We start from the raw sequence: 20,244 nt of genomic DNA on the forward strand, positions 1-20,244 counted from the left end.
ATCAGCCTCCCACGCGTCCGTCCGGCTCGTCAGCCGTCCTGCCCGCAGACCAGGAAGCCGTAGTTGCGTGCTCGACTGTTGACCCCGGCCATCGGATCCGTGTCGTCCAGTTGGATACGGGCCAGTTCGTCGCCGGCGACGGCGGCATCGACCAACCGGTCCATCTCGTCGACCGCGTCGCGGAGATCGTCGACCAGGTCGGCGATCAGTTCCTCGTCGTCCTCCGGCACGCCCAGGCTTTCGACGTCGTCGGCCATGTCGCGCCAGATCGGTGCGACGACTTCGATGACCTCGTCCATTCCCTCGAAGATGCTCTGTTGTCCCGCCTCGGTGTCCGAGTCGACGTCGCCGAGCGACGTCCAGAACGCGTCGAACGTCGGTGCTGCTTCGACGTCGGCCGCCTGGCAGATGGCGTCGGCCTGTTCGATGAACTCGGCCTTCGTCAGCGCCGGCGTGTCGTCGTCACTGCAGGCGGCGAGTGTCGTGGCTGCCAACATCACGGCTCCGGTGATGATGAGTTGCGTCCGCATGGTGTCTCCCTCGCAGGCCGGGATGGCCCTTTCATGGAGACAGACGAGCGGGGCCGCCCCGCGGGTGACTGCGGTGCGGGGATTCTCAGCGGCGGTCGGCGGCGGCGAGCACGGCGCGGCTGAGGCTGACGACGCGGGCATCGCCGACGGGTGTTCCGCCGCCCCGGTTGCAGGTCATCGCCATGGTGAGATTGCGCCCCGGATCGGCCCAGGCGCCGGAGCCTCCGAAGCCGTAGTGGCCGAACGCCCGGGAGCCGGCCCGACCCGTGCCGAGCACGCGGTGGTAGCCGAGCCGCCACTGCATCGGCATGACGAGCACGAGGTCGCGACGGTTGTTCTGTTGCCGTTCGATCTGCCGCAGGAGATCGGGGGACAGCATCCGCACGCCATTCACCTCGCCCCGACCGGCGAGGACGCCGTACATCGTGGCGAGCGAGCGGGCGTCGAGGAATCCGTTCACCGCGGGGATCGAGGCATCCATGATCTCGGGTGAGACGAGCACGTCCTCCATGCCGCGGGGGAGGAGAGCATTGATCATCCGGCGGGTGTTGATCGGGGCGCGGGCGAGGCTGAGCGCGGTGTTCACCCCGCCCACTGCGAGCCGTTGGATCTGGCGGATCGGGGCCGGGCCTCGTTCGAGAATGCTCCCGAGCGGCGCGAGCGGAGCAACGCGATGGCGCTCCTCCGGTGGGCATCCCAGGAAGAGGCCGGCAAGGCCGAGCGGCGCGGCGATGTCGTCCCGCACGACGTCTGCCAGATCACGACCGGTGACCCGCCGGACCAATTCGCCGACCAACCAGCCGTAGGTGATCGCGTGATAGCCGGTCTTGGTGCCGGGTTTGTACGCAGGAGCTTGCCGGGCGAGGGCATCCACCATGTGGTCCCAGTCCAGCATCTCGGTGGCATCGTCGATCACGGTGCGGAGCCGGTGCAGGCCGGCGGAGTGGCTGAGCAGGTGGCGGACGGTGACGCTGCTCTTGCGGTTCTGTGCGAACTCGGGCCAGTACTCGGCGACCGGTTGGTCGTAGTCGATGAGACCCGCCTCGACCTGGAGGTGCAACGCCAGCGACACGACCCCCTTGGTCGTGCTGTAACACATCGCGATCGTGTCGGACTGCCACGGGTCGCCGTCCTCGGTGCGGTCTCCGCCCCACAGGTCGACGACCATCTCGCCGCGGTGCATGACGGCGAGTGACGCGCCGCCGCCGGCGCGGCGGATCTGGCGCTGGAACAGCGCCGCCACGTCGTCGAAGTCCGGATCGCATGTTCCGTCCACGTCGGTACTCTCCTCCACCGCGGGCATGAATCAGTGCACCGTCGAACCGGGGAGCCCGAACAAGGTGGCCCGCCGGGCGGTCAGATCCCGCCGGCGGAGAGGGCGTTGGCGATGCGGTTGATCGTGTTCACCAGGCCCACGTGTTCCGCCTCGAAGCGGGACAGCGCGTCGTCGAGATGGTCGAGGATGTTCGGGTCGTCGTCCTCGTCTTCGTCGGCCTGGACCTCGATGCGCCGCACCAGTGCGTCGAGTTGGCGACGGTCGTCAGCGGTCATGCCGTCCGTGGCGGCGATGGTGGATCGCAGCTCGTCGAGGAGCTCGGAGATGTCCTGGTCGTCGTTGCTCACGTGGGTGCGCTCCCGGTTCGGCCTGGCCAACGTTCTATCCGATCATGACGCAACTGGCTCCTGCCCGGCGCTGGCCCGCCCGTCGGCCCCCGCGTACGCTCGCCAGCCCACCGACGACCGGGAGCCGCCATGGGTGTGCCGCTGACGCCGATGGACGAGTACTTCGTCCACCAGATCCCCGAGCCGCTGCCCAACGTGCAGACGCACCACGACTTCTGGCGCGAGAGCCTCTTCTTCATCGCCCATCCGCGAGACCGGCTCGGCGACGTCCTCATCCTCACGATGGCGCACTTCCCGAAGGCCGAGGAGGTGGACGTGCTCCAACTCGGCCGGGTCGGTGGCGAGATGACGGCAGCTCGTCACCACCGTCCCTACGACGGGGACCCGCACACGCTCGTCGTACCGCCGGCGACGATCGAGATCGTCGAGCCGTACCGGGAGGTGCGCCTGACGGTCGACGACCATCCCGATGCGCCGGTGTCGCTCGACCTCACGTTCACCGCCCGCACCCGCGAGAACGGGTACCGGCGGGGCACGATGAAGGCCGGCCACGAGATCATCTGGGATCAGTCCCACATGATCCAGAGTGGGCGCTACGACGGCACCTACACGCACGACGGTGTCACCTACGAGGTCGAGAACTGGTGGGGACAGCGGGACCATTCGTGGGGGATCCGCGATCACGCCCGCTGCCCATTGTGGATGTGGTTCGCCATCCAGTTCGACGAGGGAATGCTCGGCATCTGGAACTGGGAGTACCCGAACGGCGCCCGCGTCTACACGGACGGCTGCTTCGCGCCGGCGGACATGAGCGACCCGATCCCCGTGGTCGACTTCCGCTACGACCTGCACTGGATCGACGATGCCGGCAACGAGGTGTCCTACGAGAAGCACGGCGAGACGGTCGACGGGTTGGCGGGCACGGCGTGGTTCACGCTCGAGGGTGGCCGCACGATCGAGGTGGAGACGCACGGGCGTTGGGCCCAGCGCTACGGGCCGGTCGGCGGCGGCCTCGTGGAGACCGAGGTGCGAACCACCGACGGTTGGACCGGCACGGCGATCTACGAGGTCACGGGCGCTCACCATCATCACTGGTTCCCGGTCGCCCGCGGCGAGCGCCTGCCTCCGCAGGGGTGAGGGCGGCCGTCAGTTCGGGCGGTGCCAGGCGGCGAGTACGTGGCCCCGGTCCCGGCGAAGCGCGCCGACGGCGCGGCTGACGTCGGCACAGAAGGCATCGGTGGGCTCGACGAACTCCACGCCGAGATCCTGCTGATCCGCGGTGATCATCGCCGTGTGCACGACCCGGCAGACCACCGTCGATGGCGGGTTGCCGAGCGTCACCGTCGCTCCCGGCTTCATCCGCAACTTCGCCGGGAACCGAACGAGCGCGCCGGTGATGGAGAGATTGATCACCTCGGCGGCGATCGGTCTGCTCCGTGACGCGTCGGCCCCGCCGAGGCGCAGATGGATGTGCAGCCGTCCGCCCGTGAGGAAGCGCCGCACGAGGCGGTCGTCGCGGCCGCTGCGGCCGTCCGGCCGATGAAGCGCGGAGTCGATGGGGTAGAAGAACGACATGGAGACTCGGTTCAGGGCTGGGACTCCTGGTCTCCTATCGGCGCGGACCGGCGCGGTCCTGAGGTCGCCGCCCGTGGTCAGCTCGGGGCCGGCGCGCCGCGATCGATGATCGCGGTGTTGTCGTCGGGCCCGGTGTGGCCGGTGGTCGGGATGATGTGGACGTCCATGCCCTGCAACACGGCCGACCAGATGGCGGCGTCCACGAGTCGCGCCTGCTCGCGGCACTCGGTGTTCTTGTCCTGCGACAGCTGGAAGGGAGCCTTGCCGATCCAGATCCGACGGTCGTCGGTCGGGTCATCGTGGACGAGGAGCACGCCGGGCACCCCGGAGACGAGGGCGGCGATCGTGTCGTCGGTCCCGTCGATGCCGGCGTCGTGGGTGGCGAGGAAGCGGAGTTCGCGCAGGTACCCGACGGTGGTGCGGGCGGCGGCATCGCTCACGTGACGGACGGTGGTGTCGGCGAGTTGGTCGACGTTCTCGTCGAGGCACGCAACCACATGGCACCACGGTGCGGTGACGGTGGTGAGTTCGTCGGCCAGCGACTGGGCCGTCGCGGGATCGCCGCCGACGACGACCAGACGGGCACCGATCGCCGTGGCCGTCGTGCTGACGATCGGGGCGATGATGGTGGCGTCGCCCTCGATCGTGTCGAGGTCGGAGAAGTGGTCGGCGCCGAAGGTCACGATGTCGGCGCCGAACCGGTCGGCGGTCACGACGAGATGGGGGACGCGGCGCTGTTGCCACTCGAGCATGGGTCCGACGTGGGGCAACGTGTCGATGACGCCGACGTCGACCCGGGGCGGTTCCATGCCGTACTCGACGACCGTGCTGCCGTCGGCCGCGGCGATGACGCACACGCCGGCGGTGTCGTCGGGATCGGGCAGCGCGAGACGGGCGTCGATGGCTTCGAGCGCATCGAGGGGCGCGCACTGGGTCTCGAGCTCGGCGCGCATCTCCTGCCAGCGTTCGGAGAGATCGCGCTCGGCGTGGGGGAGGAGCGGTCGGGTGGCCAGGTACACGGTCGTGTACGGGCCGGGGGAGCGGTAGATGGATCGGAGGCGATCCATCGCGGTGGGGGCGGGACGGGTGGCGGCGACGGGCGAAACGGCCCCGGGCGACGGTGCCTCATCGGTGGTGGGGTTCGGGTTCGTGCTCTGCAGCGCGGGCATCCATTCCTTTCGAAGCGGTCGGTCCGCTCTGGGTCCGAGTATGCCGGACGCATGCAATATTGTCAAACTATTGGACTATCTGAGAACGAGACGATCCGGTAGGCTCACGGGCATGACCGACGTCGACCGACTCGATACCGCCATCGCGGACCTCCAGACCGAGCTCAACCGCATCGACCGCGTCGATGCAGCCCGTCAAGGTGTCGGTTCGATGGAGGACCTCCAGGTGCTCCGGCTGTTGCACGCGCAGGGCCCACAACGCGTCGGCGCGATCGCCACGATGCGGGCCGCGGGGAAGGCGACGGTCAGCGCCCGGATCGACCGACTGGAACAGAAGGGCCTCGTGAGTCGCGACCGCATCCCCGGTGACCGGCGCGGCGTCGTCTGTGCGCTCACGCCCGAGGGCCGGACGGTCGCCACCCGGAGCCGCAAGTTACGCCGACGCCTGCTCGCCGCCGCCCCGCTCGGCGTCGAGCCCGGCCGCCTCGAGGAGCTGGTCGGCGTGCTGCGGGCCAGCCTCGCGCCGTGACCGCCGGCCTCATCCGCCCGAAGGCTGGTTCGACGCTGCCACCCCGACACGGTTGACTGGTGCTCGTGCAGACCCAGGCCTACGCCGACACCGTTGTCCGCCAGCGCGACGAGATCGCCGCGCTCTACGGCGACGTCGACTTCACCATCGTCCCGGAGCGTCTCGACGACACCGCGACCCGAGACGACGAGCGGTTCCGGCGCCACAAGGAGGCGACCGACCGCGTCTTCGACCGCCCGGACCTGATCGAGCGGGTCCGCAACTACACGATGACCGGCGACCGGGTGGCCGACGCCTACGCGGCGCTCATCCCCGTTCACGGCTTCCGGTCCCTCGTCGACATGCTGGACGCCGCGTGCGAGCGCGGCGTGGAGAACGTGGAGGACGCCCCGCCGGAGCTGGTGGCGTTCATCCGTTCGATGGAGGACACACCGGACTGGGTCGACATGGATCTCGTCGCCCGGGGCGCGGCGGCCGAACGGATCCCGATGGCGACGGCGACCCCGTTCGCGATCCGCGGCGCCTTCCTCGCCACGTTCCTCAACAAGTACGCCGCCCTGCCCATGACCATGACGGGGACGTTGTCCGACGAGGCCGCCCGCAAGCGGGTGTTCGAGACGGCGAGCTTCTTCACCGCGACCACCCTGCCCGGCGCCCTCGACCGCCACGGCAAGGGCTTCCAGGCCGCGGCGAAGGTGCGGCTGATGCACTCGATGGTGCGCTATCACCTGCTGTCGTCGGGCAGCTGGGACGTTGCCACCTACGGCATCCCGATCCCGCAGGTCGACCAGATGCCGGCGGGCACGATCGGCACGTTCTTCCTCTCCGCCCGCCTGCTCGCCAAGGGCCGCACCGAGTTCACCCCGGAGCAGAAGGCGACCGTCGAGCTCGCCCGGTACCGGTGCTTCCTGCTCGGGCTCCCCGAGGACCTGCTGGGCGACACGCCCCAAGAGATCGTCGACCTGCTGACGGCTCGCCACATCACTCTGCGCGAGGGATACGACGACGAGATCTGCGGGTCGCTGGTGCGGGGCACGATGGGGGTCGACCTCTTCGACCGGTCGACGGTGCAGGGCCGGATCCACTCGTGGCTCGAGGACGGGTTCTCCCGCTTCGTGCTCGTCAACAACTTCATGCGGGGGGAGACGGAGCGGGCGGCCGCGATCGGGATCACGTTCGAGGCCACGCACAAGGTGGCGGCGGCGATGGCCGCGGCGGCCGTGTTCGGGCGGACGATCTTCTACCGCATCGGGCTCCGGCTTCCCGGCGTGGGTGGACTCGTCGACCGGCGGCTCAACGCCCGGCTCGCCCACCTGCTCGACTCCTACGGCCACGCCGACTTCGTGACCGATCCGGGCCGGTACCGGCTCGCGGGCGCGGCCTGAGCGTCAGCCTTCGGGGGCCAGCGAGCCGCCGTAGATCTGCCACGCGAGGAGCGACTTCGCGACCAGGCTGAGCACCAGGTAGGTCTTCTCGCCGTGGAAGTAGTCCGCCCAGGGGCCGACCTGGCGGTACTGGAGCCACTGGGTCAGGCCGAAGCTGAAGAACAGCACGGTCTCCACGATGACGATGCCGTAGACGAAGCCGGGCACGGTGTCCGCGGTCAGGGTGTTGAACCAGATCGCGATCCACGGCGTGATCCCGGCGACGGTGCCGAACCAGAACGGTGTCATCGATGTGGTCGTGCGGTCGGGTGGGTTCGTCGTCTCCTGGAGCCAGCCGAAGAGGATCATGGCGACGTTGGCGCCGGCGATGGCGACGAGTGTCGTGATCCCGGTGATCCCCGAGTAGGCCGCGATGAGCAGCACCATGATCGTGGCGCTCACCGAGTACTCGACCCAGCGGAACCGGTTGATGCCCCGCCGGAGGTCGCGTTCGTAGGCGTCGCGCGCGACCGTCGCCGTCAGGAGGTGGTCCACGGCGGCGAGCACCAGGAAGAGCGCGACAACCGGGCCGATGACGACGTCGACCAGGCTGTCGGGTGCGGACGCGGGGGTGCCGGGCGGGCCGGTCGGCGGGGAGGTCGTGATCGTGATCGCGAAGGAGCTGGTCAACGCCAGGATCAACGCGGCCTGCGCGCCGTGCAGGAGCGTCAGGCCGAGATTCCAGCGGCGCAGGTTCGTGGCGCGGCTTGCCGTGAGTTCGATCAAGGCGTGGTCCTCCGGATCCGTGGCGTCATGTGATGCTCTACGTGGCGCGGGTCGCCGTTGGATGCACCGTACGCTCGTCCGATGGCCAGGTACCGGCGGCGTCGGCAGAAATCCGCGAGGCAGGTGCTCGAGAGCCTCGGCGTGCCGCCCGACGAGATCACCGACGCCGAGGAGTCGGGGACCGCCGAGCTGCTCGCGATCGACCGACTCGTGCTGCCCGAACGCGGGCGCTACACGGTGGCCGATCTCGCGCGGAAGGTGGATGCCGATCCCGATGTGCTGCGGGTGCTCTGGCGCAGTCTCGGCTTCGTCGAACCGATGGAGGACGAGCCCGCGTTCACCAAGTCCGACGTGCGGGTCCTGGAGACGATGGCGAGCCTCGCCGACGCCGAGGTGATCGATCCGGCGCTGTCGTTGCAGATCGCGCGCGTGCTCGGCCAGTCGATGTCGCAGATCGCCACGGCGGTGGTGGACGCGGTCGAGATGCAGGCGAACGCGGCGACCGAGGATCCCGGCGCTCGCGACTCGGTCGCGTTACGGGCCGGCGAACTGCTGCCGTTCCTCTCGCAGGTGGTCGACTACTCGTTCAAGCGTCATCTGCGGGCAGCTGCGCGACGCCGAGTCGATCTGGTGATGGACGCCGAATCCGGCGGCCAGGTCGTCGGGTTCGTCGACCTGGTGCGCTTCACCGAGCTCAGCCTCGAGCTGGACGATGCCGACCTCGCCGTCGTGGTCGGTCACTTCGACCTGCTGGTCCAGGGGCTCGTGGTCGAGCATGGTGGACGGGTCGTCAAGATGATCGGCGACGCTGCCATGTTCACCGTGGCCGACCCGGTCGCCGGTGCCGGGCTCGCGCTCGCGTTGCAGGCCGCCGTGGCCGAGGACCCGATGCTCAACGGGGTGCGCGTCGGCATGGCGTACGGACCGATCCTCACGCGGGACGGTGATCTCTACGGCCCGGTGGTGAACCTCGCGAATCGGCTGGTCGGGATCGGTCGGTCCGGCGCGATCAACGTGAGCCAGGATCTGCGCGACGCGCTGGCCGGCGATCGGCGGTTCTCCCTGCGGAGTCTCGGGACGCGTTCGTTGCGCCACATCGGTGAGGAGCGGGTCTACCGGCTCCGTCCCGGGTCCCAGTGGTCGCCGGCCGAGTGATCTTCGGGTTGTCGATCCGGTGACGATCGTGCCGGTGCGGCATGATCTGCGGATGGAGACACGACGGATCGGTCAGCTCGAGGTGTCGGTGGTGGGGCTGGGGTGCAACAACTTCGGCATGCGCATCGACGAGGCGCAGACGAAGGTGGTGGTCGACGCGGCGATCGAGGCCGGAATCACCTACTTCGACACGGCCGAGGGATACGGCGGGGGCACCTCCGAGCGCTATCTCGGCGCCGCGCTCGCCGGCCGTCGGGATCAGGTCGCCATCGCCACCAAGTGGGGGATGCTGCCGGCCGAGGACGGCGCACCGCCGAACGGGAGCCCCGAGGCCGTGCGTGCCGCGGTCGACGGATCGCTCGAGCGGCTCGGCACAGATCGCATCGACCACTACCAGATGCACAACCCCGACCCGTCGGTGCCGATCGGCGAGACACTCGGCGCGCTGGCCGACCTGGTTGCGGAGGGGAAGGTCCTCGAGCTCGGGTGCTCCAACTTCTCGGCCGACCAGCTCGACGAAGCGACGACAGCCGGGGCCGCTACGGGCGCGTCCTTCGTGACGGTTCAGAACCACTACAGCCTGCTGACCCGTCAGCCGGAGTCCAACGGCGTCCTGGAGGCGTGTGCCCGCCACGGCATCGGGTTCGTGCCGTATTTCCCGCTGGAGTCCGGCGTGTTGACCGGCAAGTACACGGCGGGTGCGGAGCTGCCCGCCGGCAGCCGACTCGAGGCGTGGGGCGAGCGGGCCGGGTTCTTCCTGTCGGACGAACGACTCGCCGTGGTCGAAGCCGTGTCCGCGTGGGCAGCCGAGCGGGGACGCACCGTGCTGGACGCGGCGATGAGCTGGCTGACGTCCAACCCGCAGGTGACAACGGTCATCTCCGGAGCCACCAAGGCCGAGCAGGCCGCCGGCAACGCCGCGGCCGGGTCGTGGGCCATGACCGCGGAGGAGCGGACGGAGCTCGAAGCGCTACTGGGCTGAGCGGAGGTCGGTGATCGCCGCGGCGAGTCCGTCGAGATCGTCCACGGTCACGGTGAGCGCCGAGTGGTCCTTGAATCCGATCACCCGCCGCACCCGCTCGTCGAAGTGCACGCACACGCCGCCGTGCGTGGCGGTGCCGAACGTGAGTCCGTCGTCCGCGAACGAGAGCCGCATTCCGATCGCCTTCCACCACTGGTAGTCCCGCGTCACGTGGGCCTCGGTGACGTTGGCGAGCGGCGTGCGCAGGCGAGCGCGACCGAAGGTGGCGGTGAGGTGCTCGTCGGCCAGCGTGACGCCGTCGTCGTCGCCGACACCGAACGGTTTCAGCAGCGGGCGGAAGCGGGAATCGATGCGGTACGGGAAGAACACCGCGTCAGCATCGCGCAGTGGTGGGGTAGACCGGGGTCGTGGACGACATCGAAGCCGAGGCGACCGGCCATCTCCGGGCCCTGACCGACCGTCACGACGTCACCTTTCGCGACGGGCAGCTGGCGGCGATCCGCGAACTGGTCGAGGACCGCCGCCGGGTGCTGGTCGTGCAGCGCACCGGCTGGGGAAAGTCGGCGGTCTACTTCATCGCGACCCGCATGCTCCGTGATCGGGGCGCGGGGCCGACGTTGCTCGTCTCACCGCTGATCGCGCTGATGGACAATCAGGTGGAGGCGGCGGCCCGCATGGGGCTTCGTGCCGCGGTGGTCAACTCGACGAACCGCGACCGGTGGGACGAGATCAAGGACCGGCTCGACGCCGACGAGGTCGACCTCGTCCTCATCAGCGAGCAACGGCTCGCCAATCCGGTGTTCCGCGACGAGTGGTTGCCGCAGGTTGGGAGCCGGGTGGGGCTCGTGGTCGTCGACGAGGTGCACTGCATCAGTGACTGGGGTCATGACTTCCGTCCCCACTATCGCCGCATCGGGCGTTTCCTGGCCCGACTCCCGGCGAGCGTGCCGGTGATCGGTTGCACCGCCACCGCCAACGACCGGGTCGTGGCCGACGTCGCCTCCCAACTCGGCGACGACATCCTCACCATCCGCGGCGCGCTCGCCCGCGACGGCCTGCGGCTCGAGGTGCACACCGACAAGCGGCGCGCCGATGCGCGTCTCGGCTGGCTCGCCGCCAACATCCCCCGCCTCCCCGGCTCCGGCATCGTCTATTGCCTGACCGTGAGCGACGTCTTCCTGGTGGCCGCCTTCCTCCGAGATCACGGGATCGACTGTGGCGAGTACGTGGGCGGGGGCCGTGAGGACGAGGTCGCCGAGAAGAAGGCGACGCTCGATGCCTTCGTCCGCAACGAGATGAAGTGCATCGTCGCCACATCCGCGCTCGGCATGGGCTACGACAAGCCCGACGTCGGCTTCGTCATCCACTACCAGATGCCCCAGAGCCCGATCGCCTACTACCAGCAGGTGGGGCGGGCTGGGCGAGCGCTCGACGAGAGCTACGGCGTCCTGCTCAGCGGGTCGGAGGACCGCGACATCCAGGACTGGTTCATCTCCCAGGCGTTCCCGGCCGAGGAGGAGGTGGACGCCATCCTCGGTGCGCTCGGCGACGGTGAGGATCCGGTGAGTCGGGGCAAGCTCGCCGTCGCGGTCAACATCGGCACGAGCCGGCTCGACAACCTGATGGTGCAGCTCGAAGTGGAGGAGATCGTGGCGAAGGTCGGGTCGGCCTGGATCCGCACCGCCAAGCCGTGGGTCTATCCGCGCGAACGGGTCGGTCAGGTCAACGCGTGGCGCCGTGAAGAGCAGGCGGCCATGGAGGAGTACCAACGCATCGACGGCTGTCGCATGGCCTACCTGCGGCGTCTGCTCGACGACCCGCAGTCCCCGCCGTGCGGTGTGTGTGACAACTGCCGCGGCGACACGTTCGGCACCGACCCGGATTCGGCGGTGATGGCCGAGGCCGACGAGCGTCTGCGCCGCGACTTCGTCGCGATCGGCCGGCGAAAGCAGTGGCCGGCCGGTCTGGAGGAGGTCTCCGGGCGCATCGCCGCCGACGAGCAGGCCGACGACGGGTGGTGTCTCACCCGCCTGGGCGGGGCCGGGTGGGGTCCGGTGGTTCGGCAGGGAAGGGACGCGGGCGGACCCTTCGAGGACGCCCTCGTCGATGCGCTCGCCGAGATGTGCGTGGCGTCGATCACGCCGATGCCCGACTGGATCGGCTTCATCCCGTCGGAGCGACATCCCGGACTCGTGTCCGGGCTGGCGCACCGCCTCGGGGACCGTCTCGGGCTACCGGTGCACGACACGGTCACCAAGACGCGGTCGACGGAGCTCCAGGTGGGCATGCGCAACTCCCACGCCCAGCTCCGCAACGTCTGGAACGCCTTCGCGGTGCAGACGCCGATCGTGGGCTCGTGCCTGCTCGTCGACGATGTGATCGACAGCAAGTGGACCGTCACCGTCGCGGCGCGCGAGCTGCGCCGGGCCGGATGCGAGCGCGTCGTTCCCGTTGGCCTCGCGTCGGGGCAATGACCTTGACGGCGCCCATCGTTGGGGTAGACCGACACGATGGCCGACCGCCCCCTACCGCCCGAAGTCGCGGAACGGCTCGGACCGTTCTATGTCTACGCCCTCGTGGACCCTCGGGACGGGTCGACGTTCTACATCGGCAAGGGGACCGGTCAACGGCTTCTCGCCCACGGCTTCGAGGCCGACATCGAGGGCGACGACCGCCGCAACCGGGCCAAGCTGGCTCGCATCCGCTCGATCCGAGAAGCGGGGCTCGAGCCGCGCCTCGACATCGTCCGCCACGGGCTGACCGAGCCGGAGTCGTTCCTGGTCGAAGCGGCGCTCATCGACAGCCTCGACGGGCTCACGAACGCCGTCGCCGGACACGGCACCAGCGTGGGTCGTCGCCCACTGAGCGAGTACGCGTCGGCCTACGGTGCCGAATCGGTTCCCGCCGACGCGCCCCCGGCCGTTCTCATCCGTCTCAGTCGCTGGACCGACATGCCCGAGGAGATGGAGGCGGGTGTCCGGCGGGCGGGCAACGGATATCGGCCCGGCATGACGCTCGAGGAGCTGGTCGACGCCACGCGGGCATGGTGGAAGATCAGCCGTGATTCGGTGGAGCGGCGCGGGTGCGAGCATGCGGTCGCGGTGCACGAGGGCGTGACGAGAGCGGTCATGCGGATCGGCTCGTGGACACAGCGGGCCGATGGTCGTCGGTGCTTCGCCGCCGAGCCCGTGCGCCACGGCCCGGTTTTCGAGGCGTGGGTCGGGCCGTTCGGTCGGCGCGTCGACTTCGCGTCGAACTCGCAGAACCCGATCGCCTACTGGCCGAGTCGCTCCTGAGGACCGGCTCCGGAAGCGCCCCGCTAGCCCTCGGCCGTGTTCACGATCTCGGTGAGGGGAATGAAGCTGCCCTCCTCGCCGTCGTGGGGATCGAACGCCACGAGCCTGAAGCCGTCTTCCCCGTCGTGCTTCCCCGGACCGAACGACGAGAACGCCTGCCCCGGGAGGTCGATCGACCCGAGCGATTCGAGTCCGGCCTCGAACGTCTCGTTGGTGAGGTCGGTGCCGGCTGCAGTGGCCGCGGCGACGAATACAGCGAGCGACGAGCAGGCGTCGCGGATCCCGGCGAACCAGTCCTCGGGCCCGACGAGTTCGGCGGTGGGCACCACGGTGAGGCCGGGAACGGCTTCCTCCACCGTCGTGATGCACTCCTGGAGCAGGGGTTCCTCGAACTGTTCGGTGTTGGTGGAGGACAATCCGGCGACGGTCAACACCCCGTCGAAGCCGTCCCGCTCCGCCTCCGTCGCAGCCCCGAAGATCTGCTGGAAGGTCTCGGCGTCGAGCACGGCGACGTCGATGTCACCCATCACGTCGCGGATGTCCGCGATCGAGCCGACCCCGCTGGTGCCGACGACCAGGACGAAATCGACCCCGTCGAGCTTCCAGTTCTCGGTGAACCGCAGGATCTCGCGGTCGACGGCGATCTGGTCGCCCTGGGTGTCGGTGATCACGCCGACGGTTCCCAGGTCCAACTCGTTCGCCTCGACGAACGGTCGCACCACGGTGTCCACGGATGACGCCGCCGAGGTGTTGGTCAGGACGCCGATCGTTCGTCCATCGAGACGGTCGGTGAGCAACAGGACGTCCAGGAGCACCTGGAGCTCTCGCTCCTCGGCCATGTCCGGCGATGCGAGGGTGGCGATCGACCGGTCGATCCACTCCTGACGCATGAGGTGACCCACATGGATGGTCTGGTGGGTCTCGGTGAGACACAGCACCGAATCGCCGATCCACAGGCCGAGCACGGCGAAGACCTCATTGTCCTCGGTGAAGTAGAGACAGGATTCCTCCGCCTCGACGTTGCCGACGGGGAGGTACGAGTCATGAATGGCCGTGAGCCGTCGGCCGTGGATTCCGCCGTCGTCGTTGACCGCGGCGATCAGCGCATCCCAGATGGCGATCTCGTCGCCGTGGTTGAAGTCGATGAAGCCGAGGTCGAGCAGCTGATTGAAATCGACACCCGCGATGCCGAGCTCGATCGTGTCCTCCGACACGCCGCGAAACGACGCCGTCAAGGGCGGCACCGTGGTGGATGTCGCCGCCGGCTCAGACGTCGACGTCGATATCGGTGCGGTGTCGGTAGTGGTGTCGCCCGCGCTTCCGTCGTCGTCTCCGCACGCCGCGGCGAAGACGACGAACGTCACGATCACACAGGACCACCGAGCACGTCGACGGATCATGACCGCAGTCTGACGGATCAGTCGGCGCGAGTCGAGCGCTCGCCTGCTCGCGACTGTCCGTCGCGCCGCCGTCTGTCAGGTGACGGTGACCTTGCCGGAGCTGGTCACCAGTATCGGCGCCTTGTAGGAGAGCGTGGTCTCCGAACCGTCCGCCAGGTCGAGCGTGGTGGACGACTTGCCCACGGCCCGGCCGAAGTACTGGAACGAGACATCGACCTGATGCGAGCCCGGTTCGAGCGTACGGGTCTCGCTTCCCCAGCCGATCCGCTCCTCGACCCCATCGATCGTGAGGTTGATCTTGGTCATGTAGAGAAAGATCGAGAGGGGGTTGTGCTTCGTGTTGATCGTCAGCGTTGCCGCCATGGAACGTCCTTGTCTTGTTGGTCGGGAGCACCGTAGGCCAGATCCGCTCGCTTGGCGGTGGTCCGAACGGATGACACACTCGTCGATGCTCGCGACACGACTCGGAGAGGGAGAGCACATTGGCTGACACATCACAGGGTGAGGGTTGGTGGGTTGCCGCCGACGGCAAGTGGTATCCGCCCCAGTCTGCCCCGGCCCCCACTTCGGCGCCGGTGCCCAGCGCACCGGCTCCGACAGCAGCCCCGACGATGAGAGCCGCACCGACCTCTCAAGCAGGCAACAGTGGCGGCCTCATCAGCATGATCGGCTGGCTGGTCGCCATTGCCGGAGTGTGTGTGATCTTTGCGACGCTGATCGAACTCAGCAGCGACGAGAACCAGTATCTCGAACTCAACGTCGCGGACTACCTCACCGCGATGTCGCCAGGATTCATGGTGCTCGGCATCGGCGCCGCGGCCGCCGCGCTCGGCGGCATCCTCAGCCGAACCGGTTGACCTCGACGGTCCCTCGCAGGACTGCCGGCGGGACGGACGACCCGTTCATGGGCTCGGCTGGTTGCGCATGGCGTCGACCGCTTCGATCGAGCCGAGCAGGACCGGGCTGCCCCACCCGACGGTGACGCCGCCGCCGTCGTCCAACGCTGCAGCCCGGGTGACTTCGAGGCGCACCCGCAGCACGCCCGTCAGGTCGATGCTGATCTCCTGCGACTCGCCGTAGCCGAGCGTCCACTCCTCCGACCGGTCGTCGGCGAGGACCCGGAACGTCACCCGTGCCGTGTCGTCCGCCAGGTCGGAGACACCGATGGTCGCGTCGAGGCTGGAGAGTTGCCGGTTGAGGGCGTACTCCAGATAGTCCACGTTGGTGCGATCCGGCGTGCACGTCAGCGAGTCGTCGAAGATCGTGCCGTTGATCTGCACATCGCGGCGCTGGCAGCCGCCGCCGCTCTCGGCGGAACGCAGCTCGGTGAGGAACAGTGCGGCGGGCGGCTCGGCCACGAGCAGTTCGACTTCGTGATCGAGCGGCTCGCCGGCCGCCGGGGTGGTCTCGACGACGGTCTCCGGCGTGGCTCCCTCGACATAGGTGCGGACGATCACGCCGCGGGCGCCGAAGTCGGCCAGCTCCTCCCGGGCATCGGCAGTCGCCATGCCGACGAGGTCCGGCGTCTCGGCCTGACGCGAGACGAAGAGGACGACGTCGCCGATCAGCGGCTCCGCCGGTCGTGGGTCCTGATCGATGACCAGGCCGGCCTCGCCCGCGGTGTCGATGCGTTCGATGCGGACGTCGTCGTCGCCGAGTCCGGCATCGACGAACACCGCCCGAGCCTGGTCCTGGGTCAGCCCGACCACGGACGGGGTGACGCTCACGCCCGTCTCGACCGGCGTGTCGACGACCTCCACGGGACGGATCACGGCGATGCCGACCTCCGTGACGGCCGGCTCGGCGACCTCGTCGTCGAGCGCGCCCTTGAGCCACCAGCCGCCGGCGGCGCCGAGCAGAAGCGGGACCAGGACGAGACTGACCCGGCTGATCGTCCGTGCCGAAGGTCGACGACGGCGGGACGGCTTCTCGGCTGCTACCGGTGGACGACTGTCCTCCGGTTCCGGCTGGGGCTCCGAGTCCGGCGGGGGTGGAGGCAGCGGCGGTGGCATGTCGGTCATGGGCGGACAGCCCTCCGTCTCTCGATGAACAGCGCCACCAGGCCCACGATCAGGAAGAGCGCGGCGACGCCGAGGAACACGAACTCCCGGGGAAGCGTGTCAGGTTCGGACACCGTGATGGCGATCTCGACGACACGGGGCTCGGCGTCGTCGCCCACACCCGTGAGGATCACCGTGTGGTCGCCGACCGGGAGGCTCGGGAGGATCACGTCGACCGAGACGTTGCCGTCCGTGTCCACGAATCCCTGGCCGAGCGCAACGGGCGTCGACTCGACTCGGAGGTCCACCGACGAGGACGGAAGGAACCCGCCGCCTTGCACGGTGACACCGGTCGGGCCCTGGATCTGCAGCGCCTGCGGCCCGGAACCCGGCCCGAGAACGACCTCACTCGCGTCCCACGTCCGGACGATCTCCGGGTTCGCTGGCGTGGCGTCGATCAGGAACTGCTCGGCCGCTGCTGCCTCGTCGGTCAACGTCCATCTCACGATGCCGCGGGATATTGCGTCGTAGCCGAGGTCATTGGGGTGGAACAGTTCCTGGAGTGCCCGCTGGGCGGCTTCGACGGTTGCCGCGGCGGGCGACAGGAACGCGAGGCGAAGGTCGAGGCCGGACCCGTTGAACGACTCGAGTCCTCGGGCCCAGGGCTCGCGGTCACAGATGCTGTGGTTGGGCTGAAACACGTCCTCCGTCGTGCTGACGAACCATACGGGCACGTCGAAGTGCTCCCGGGCGATCGCCGTAGCGGCCTCGACTCGGGCGTTCAGACCGGTGGCGAACTTCTGTACATAGTTCAGCTCGCTCTGATCGATGGTCAGCAGCGAGAGGCAGGGCTGATCGGTGCGGGGCACGGCGAGGGGGTAGGCGGGAATGAGGATGGGTGCGGTCGTTCCCCGCTCGCCGACGGCCGCTCGGGAGTTGAGCACGCCGTCGATCGCGCGATACGCGTGGACGAGGGCCGCGATGAGATTCTGCGGGTCGTCCTGATTCGTCTCGGTGATACCGACCTCGAGGGCGCCGAGTCGGGTGTCGAAGAACTCCTGCGACGACACCTTGTCCACGTTCTCGCTGCAGGGGTCCGTGGCCAGGATGCATGCCTTGATGAGGGCGCCGAAGCCCGCATCGTTGCCGCCCATGGTCATCACCACCGCGTTGGGCGGTCCGGCCGGTCGCGACGAGTAGTCGCGCAGCTGCTGGAGTTGGCTGTCGACGAGGTTTCCGCTCTGCGAGTAGTAGAGGTCACGGGTGACGGCGCCGGAGCAGGCGAGGATCTGCGTCGCGTCCAACTCCCACTCGTCGACCAGATAGGTGTCGAGGCTTCGATGACACCCGTTCAGGGCATCGTTGGTTCCTGGGAGGTAGTCGTCAGCGCCCTCGCCGGCCGTGTAGCTGTCGCCCATGATGACGACGTTGGACCAGTCGAGGATGTCGCCGGCGTCATCACGGGTCGACGCGTCGATGATCTGTATCGCGCCCGCCTGAACGGACTGCTCGTCGGTGTTCGCGGCGCCGGCGATGACGTCGAACTCGACGGTGCGTCCGGCGAGGTCGAGTGACGCGGGGAAGCGCCAGGTGACGGACGCCTCCTCGCCGGGACCGAGGTTGCCCAGGGCTCGCACCGGGCTGATCGTCGCGGTGATCGTGGTCGCGAAATCCAACCGTACGATCACGTTGCGGGCGTCGGTCTCGGACGTGTTGTGTACGGTCGCGGTGATCTCTGCCGCGCCGGCACCCACCCCGACGTCGGCGACCAAGGAACGCTCGAAATCGAGTTCGACCGACAGCGTCGGTCGCGAGGCGGAGTCGACGGCTCTCGCGAGCGCTTCCTCGTCGCCGGCGTAGATCGATGCGCCGTTGGTCACCTCGCTGAGGCAGTCCAGCTCGGTTCTCGCCTCGGTCGTTGCGTAGGCGATCCCCTTCACCTCGAGGAGAAACCCCGTGGCCAGGATGTCCCGAGCCGCCTGACACGGATCGTCGCACTTCGACTCGCCGTCGGTGATCAGGAGGAGTGTGCCCCGGTCGTAGCCCGCCTGCTGGTAGTCCGCGACGACCGCGCGGATCGCCTCGGCAGTAGGTGTGCTGCCGTCGGCCGACAGGGTGTCGGACACGGCGATGATCTGGGAGAAGTCGCGTGTGCCCAACGGCACGCGGGAGTAGCCCGGGTTGCAGTTCCCACCAACCGGCGCCGGGTAGGTCCACAGGCCGGTCGGCTGGTCGGGCTCGATCAGGCCGGCGAAGTCTCGTACGACGCCCTTGGCGGTCTCGAGTTTGACGCTGCCGTCATCGCCCGGGTCGGCCATCGAACCCGACGTGTCGAGCACGAAGTAGATCGGCTGCGGTCCCGCACCGATGGCCACGCCGCCGAGATCGATGTCGAAGTCGCCCGGCTGGGGATCGGTGACCTCGGTGCCGAGCATGGTGAGTACAGCGGGCTGGAACGTGAAACCGGCGTTGTCGACGATCTTGTCGTAGACGTCGAAGCCGACGGTGGCGAAGGCGATCGCCTTGTTGATCTTCGAGAGGGCGGCCCCGAGCGACCGAGAGCCCTTGGTGATGCTGTCGAGGGCCTCCTGGCGGCCGGTCGCCGTGAATTCGACCACGCCGTTCGCCTCGAGATCGCCCAGGAAGTCCGCTGCGAAACCTGCGTCGGTGAGGGTCGGCACGAGGTCGAAGACACAGTCGAGCAACGCCCCGAAGATCGTGCGCAGGTCGAACTCCGGAGTGAGATCGAACGAGTAGATGTCGATCCCGGCCACGCTGCCGAGGCATTTCGCGATGCCGAACAGGCTGGTGAACCACTCCTCTGGGCTCGCCCCCACCAGTCCGAGCACGGAGAACACGCCATCCAGGATGATCGTGCCCGGCGTCGGCAGGATGACGATGTGCACGTCCTGGTTGAACTCGGGCTGCTCGAACCCGAACGAGTACTGGTCGCCGCCGGGGAGGAGTACATGACGGTCGGAATCCTCGCCGGTGAACCAGGCGAGAATCGGCCGGAGCCAGTCCGACTGGTCCTCGACCCACGCATAGTCCACGCCGTGGGGGATGTCCGCGGCGAGGAAGCTGCGCCGATTCGACTTGAAGAGGACCTCGACCCGGACATCCCCGGTCTCGGCGTCCACGTTCGACTGCAGGCATGTGTGCGCGGTGCTGCCGGCGGGCGAGATCGAGGCCCACGGCGGAGGATCGTTGTTGCAGTGGGGCGGATCGGTCCGTCCGGTCACGAAGTCGGCGATGCCGTCGATCAGACCTGCCACCCAGTTCACCGGGTTCAGCCACGACGGGAACCAACTCGAGAACTCCTCGACGTTGACCGTGAGCGTGCCGGCGTCTGGGTCCCAGCGGCCGACGACGGTCTCCCACGAACCCTCGTCGCTCCGTCGGAGCGCGATCGGGAGCGCATCGTCCGTGGGGCGGGGCGGAAGGGTGAGCTCGACCTCGAACGAGCCTTCGGGATCACCGGTCAGGTCGACGTCCAGTCCCTCACCCACGGCGAGGACGTCGAACGGCAGCGAGATCTCGTCGAGAGAGGGCGCCGGCGCACGTTCGACGACGAGTTGTCCTGCTCCCGCGAAGCCGCTGTCCGCGATGTCGATTCGGCCGACGTCGCCGACGAGGAGTGACGTCGGCGCGTCGGTCGACAACGGGCCTGCGTCCGTGCCCGCTTCGTTCGACGACGAACATGTTGCCGCCACCAGCGCGACCACGACGAATGCCAGCACCGCCCGCACTCCGTCCGCCCCGCGCCGATTCGCCGTCACCGCGTGCGACTCTACTCAGGCGCCGCGCAGGCGCACAGCCGATCGCCCGCAGCGCC

General features: G+C 68.8%; 19 protein-coding genes. 8 read left to right on the top strand and 11 right to left on the bottom strand.

The window, feature by feature from the left end; genetic code table 11:
- Positions 1-29: 29 nt before the first annotated feature.
- From R8F63_01040 to R8F63_01050, 3 genes are all read right to left on the bottom strand, one after another.
- The gene (locus R8F63_01040) at positions 30-530 is read right to left on the bottom strand and encodes a hypothetical protein (protein MDW3217169.1); all 501 of its coding nucleotides are present in this window, start codon (positions 528-530) and stop codon (positions 30-32) included.
- A gap of 85 nt (positions 531-615) precedes the next feature.
- Positions 616-1,806 (bottom strand): serine hydrolase domain-containing protein, encoded by a 1,191-nt coding sequence (locus R8F63_01045; protein ID MDW3217170.1) that lies wholly within the window; start codon positions 1,804-1,806, stop codon positions 616-618.
- 80 nt (positions 1,807-1,886) lie between these two features.
- Positions 1,887-2,153: a DUF4404 family protein gene (locus tag R8F63_01050; protein MDW3217171.1), complete on the bottom strand. Its 267-nt coding sequence runs from the start codon at positions 2,151-2,153 to the stop codon at positions 1,887-1,889.
- A gap of 129 nt (positions 2,154-2,282) precedes the next feature.
- On the opposite strand from R8F63_01050, the gene R8F63_01055 reads away from it, so the two are divergent.
- The gene (locus R8F63_01055; protein MDW3217172.1) at positions 2,283-3,290 is read left to right on the top strand and encodes a hypothetical protein; all 1,008 of its coding nucleotides are present in this window, start codon (positions 2,283-2,285) and stop codon (positions 3,288-3,290) included.
- 9 nt (positions 3,291-3,299) lie between these two features.
- Here the strand turns inward: R8F63_01055 and R8F63_01060 are convergent, their stop codons facing one another.
- Together R8F63_01060 and R8F63_01065 are read right to left on the bottom strand one after the other, a co-directional pair.
- Positions 3,300-3,728, bottom strand: a complete 429-nt coding sequence (locus R8F63_01060; protein ID MDW3217173.1) for a PilZ domain-containing protein — start codon at positions 3,726-3,728, stop codon at positions 3,300-3,302.
- A 77-nt stretch (positions 3,729-3,805) separates the two neighbouring features.
- Positions 3,806-4,897 (bottom strand): hypothetical protein, encoded by a 1,092-nt coding sequence (locus tag R8F63_01065; GenBank protein MDW3217174.1) that lies wholly within the window; start codon positions 4,895-4,897, stop codon positions 3,806-3,808.
- Positions 4,898-5,009: 112 nt separating this feature from the next.
- Between R8F63_01065 and R8F63_01070 the strand changes: the two genes are divergently transcribed.
- Entirely contained in the window at positions 5,010-5,426 is a 417-nt protein-coding gene (locus R8F63_01070) for a MarR family transcriptional regulator (protein ID MDW3217175.1), read from the top strand.
- Positions 5,427-5,485: 59 nt separating this feature from the next.
- Positions 5,486-6,811, top strand: coding sequence for an oxygenase MpaB family protein (locus R8F63_01075; protein ID MDW3217176.1), 1,326 nt, complete (start codon positions 5,486-5,488; stop codon positions 6,809-6,811).
- A 3-nt stretch (positions 6,812-6,814) separates the two neighbouring features.
- Here the strand turns inward: R8F63_01075 and heR are convergent, their stop codons facing one another.
- On the bottom strand, positions 6,815-7,576 hold the full coding sequence (gene heR, locus R8F63_01080; protein ID MDW3217177.1) for a heliorhodopsin HeR: 762 nt from the start codon (positions 7,574-7,576) through the stop codon (positions 6,815-6,817).
- 81 nt (positions 7,577-7,657) lie between these two features.
- Here heR and R8F63_01085 point away from each other — a divergent pair, with 81 nt between their 5' ends.
- Positions 7,658-8,731, top strand: coding sequence for an adenylate/guanylate cyclase domain-containing protein (locus tag R8F63_01085; GenBank protein ID MDW3217178.1), 1,074 nt, complete (start codon positions 7,658-7,660; stop codon positions 8,729-8,731).
- A 52-nt stretch (positions 8,732-8,783) separates the two neighbouring features.
- The gene (locus R8F63_01090; GenBank protein ID MDW3217179.1) at positions 8,784-9,713 is read left to right on the top strand and encodes an aldo/keto reductase; all 930 of its coding nucleotides are present in this window, start codon (positions 8,784-8,786) and stop codon (positions 9,711-9,713) included.
- On the opposite strand, the gene R8F63_01095 is transcribed toward R8F63_01090, so the two are convergent.
- Positions 9,702-10,082 carry a hypothetical protein gene (locus R8F63_01095; GenBank protein MDW3217180.1) on the bottom strand — a complete coding sequence of 127 codons (381 nt, stop codon included), beginning with the start codon at positions 10,080-10,082 and terminating at the stop codon, positions 9,702-9,704. The genes R8F63_01090 and R8F63_01095 overlap by 12 nt on opposite strands.
- Positions 10,083-10,120: 38 nt before the next feature.
- Between R8F63_01095 and R8F63_01100 the strand changes: the two genes are divergently transcribed.
- Together R8F63_01100 and R8F63_01105 are read left to right on the top strand one after the other, a co-directional pair.
- On the top strand, positions 10,121-12,187 hold the full coding sequence (locus R8F63_01100; protein MDW3217181.1) for a DEAD/DEAH box helicase: 2,067 nt from the start codon (positions 10,121-10,123) through the stop codon (positions 12,185-12,187).
- A gap of 36 nt (positions 12,188-12,223) precedes the next feature.
- On the top strand, positions 12,224-13,009 hold the full coding sequence (locus tag R8F63_01105) for a hypothetical protein (protein MDW3217182.1): 786 nt from the start codon (positions 12,224-12,226) through the stop codon (positions 13,007-13,009).
- A 23-nt stretch (positions 13,010-13,032) separates the two neighbouring features.
- Here R8F63_01105 and R8F63_01110 read toward each other — a convergent pair whose 3' ends face one another.
- Together R8F63_01110 and R8F63_01115 are read right to left on the bottom strand one after the other, a co-directional pair.
- Entirely contained in the window at positions 13,033-14,409 is a 1,377-nt protein-coding gene (locus R8F63_01110; protein MDW3217183.1) for a hypothetical protein, read from the bottom strand.
- Positions 14,410-14,484: 75 nt separating this feature from the next.
- Complete coding sequence (locus R8F63_01115; GenBank protein ID MDW3217184.1) at positions 14,485-14,772, bottom strand: hypothetical protein; 288 nt, start codon at positions 14,770-14,772, stop codon at positions 14,485-14,487.
- Positions 14,773-15,020: 248 nt separating this feature from the next.
- Between R8F63_01115 and R8F63_01120 the strand changes: the two genes are divergently transcribed.
- Entirely contained in the window at positions 15,021-15,266 is a 246-nt protein-coding gene (locus R8F63_01120; protein ID MDW3217185.1) for a hypothetical protein, read from the top strand.
- Positions 15,267-15,311: 45 nt separating this feature from the next.
- Here R8F63_01120 and R8F63_01125 read toward each other — a convergent pair whose 3' ends face one another.
- Both R8F63_01125 and R8F63_01130 read right to left on the bottom strand, forming a co-directional pair.
- Complete coding sequence (locus tag R8F63_01125; GenBank protein MDW3217186.1) at positions 15,312-16,430, bottom strand: PASTA domain-containing protein; 1,119 nt, start codon at positions 16,428-16,430, stop codon at positions 15,312-15,314.
- The gene (locus tag R8F63_01130) at positions 16,427-20,188 is read right to left on the bottom strand and encodes a GDSL-type esterase/lipase family protein (GenBank protein MDW3217187.1); all 3,762 of its coding nucleotides are present in this window, start codon (positions 20,186-20,188) and stop codon (positions 16,427-16,429) included. The genes R8F63_01125 and R8F63_01130 overlap by 4 nt, the downstream gene beginning before the upstream one ends.
- Positions 20,189-20,244 lie beyond the last annotated feature (56 nt).

Source organism: Acidimicrobiales bacterium (assembly GCA_033344915.1).
Taxonomy (GTDB): domain Bacteria; phylum Actinomycetota; class Acidimicrobiia; order Acidimicrobiales; family Aldehydirespiratoraceae; genus JAJRXC01.

Bases quoted from the DNA above. Each gene is read 5' to 3' on its own strand.
- R8F63_01040 (MDW3217169.1), bottom strand. From the start codon at position 530: ATGCGGACGCAACTCATCATCACCGGAGCCGTGATGTTGGCAGCCACG.
- R8F63_01055 (MDW3217172.1), top strand. From the start codon at position 2,283: ATGGGTGTGCCGCTGACGCCGATGGACGAGTACTTCGTCCACCAGATC.
- R8F63_01060 (MDW3217173.1), bottom strand. From the start codon at position 3,728: ATGTCGTTCTTCTACCCCATCGACTCCGCGCTTCATCGGCCGGACGGC.
- R8F63_01065 (MDW3217174.1), bottom strand. From the start codon at position 4,897: ATGCCCGCGCTGCAGAGCACGAACCCGAACCCCACCACCGATGAGGCA.
- R8F63_01070 (MDW3217175.1), top strand. From the start codon at position 5,010: ATGACCGACGTCGACCGACTCGATACCGCCATCGCGGACCTCCAGACC.
- R8F63_01085 (MDW3217178.1), top strand. From the start codon at position 7,658: ATGGCCAGGTACCGGCGGCGTCGGCAGAAATCCGCGAGGCAGGTGCTC.
- R8F63_01090 (MDW3217179.1), top strand. From the start codon at position 8,784: ATGGAGACACGACGGATCGGTCAGCTCGAGGTGTCGGTGGTGGGGCTG.
- R8F63_01105 (MDW3217182.1), top strand. From the start codon at position 12,224: ATGGCCGACCGCCCCCTACCGCCCGAAGTCGCGGAACGGCTCGGACCG.
- R8F63_01110 (MDW3217183.1), bottom strand. From the start codon at position 14,409: ATGATCCGTCGACGTGCTCGGTGGTCCTGTGTGATCGTGACGTTCGTC.
- R8F63_01115 (MDW3217184.1), bottom strand. From the start codon at position 14,772: ATGGCGGCAACGCTGACGATCAACACGAAGCACAACCCCCTCTCGATC.
- R8F63_01120 (MDW3217185.1), top strand. From the start codon at position 15,021: ATGAGAGCCGCACCGACCTCTCAAGCAGGCAACAGTGGCGGCCTCATC.
- R8F63_01125 (MDW3217186.1), bottom strand. From the start codon at position 16,430: ATGACCGACATGCCACCGCCGCTGCCTCCACCCCCGCCGGACTCGGAG.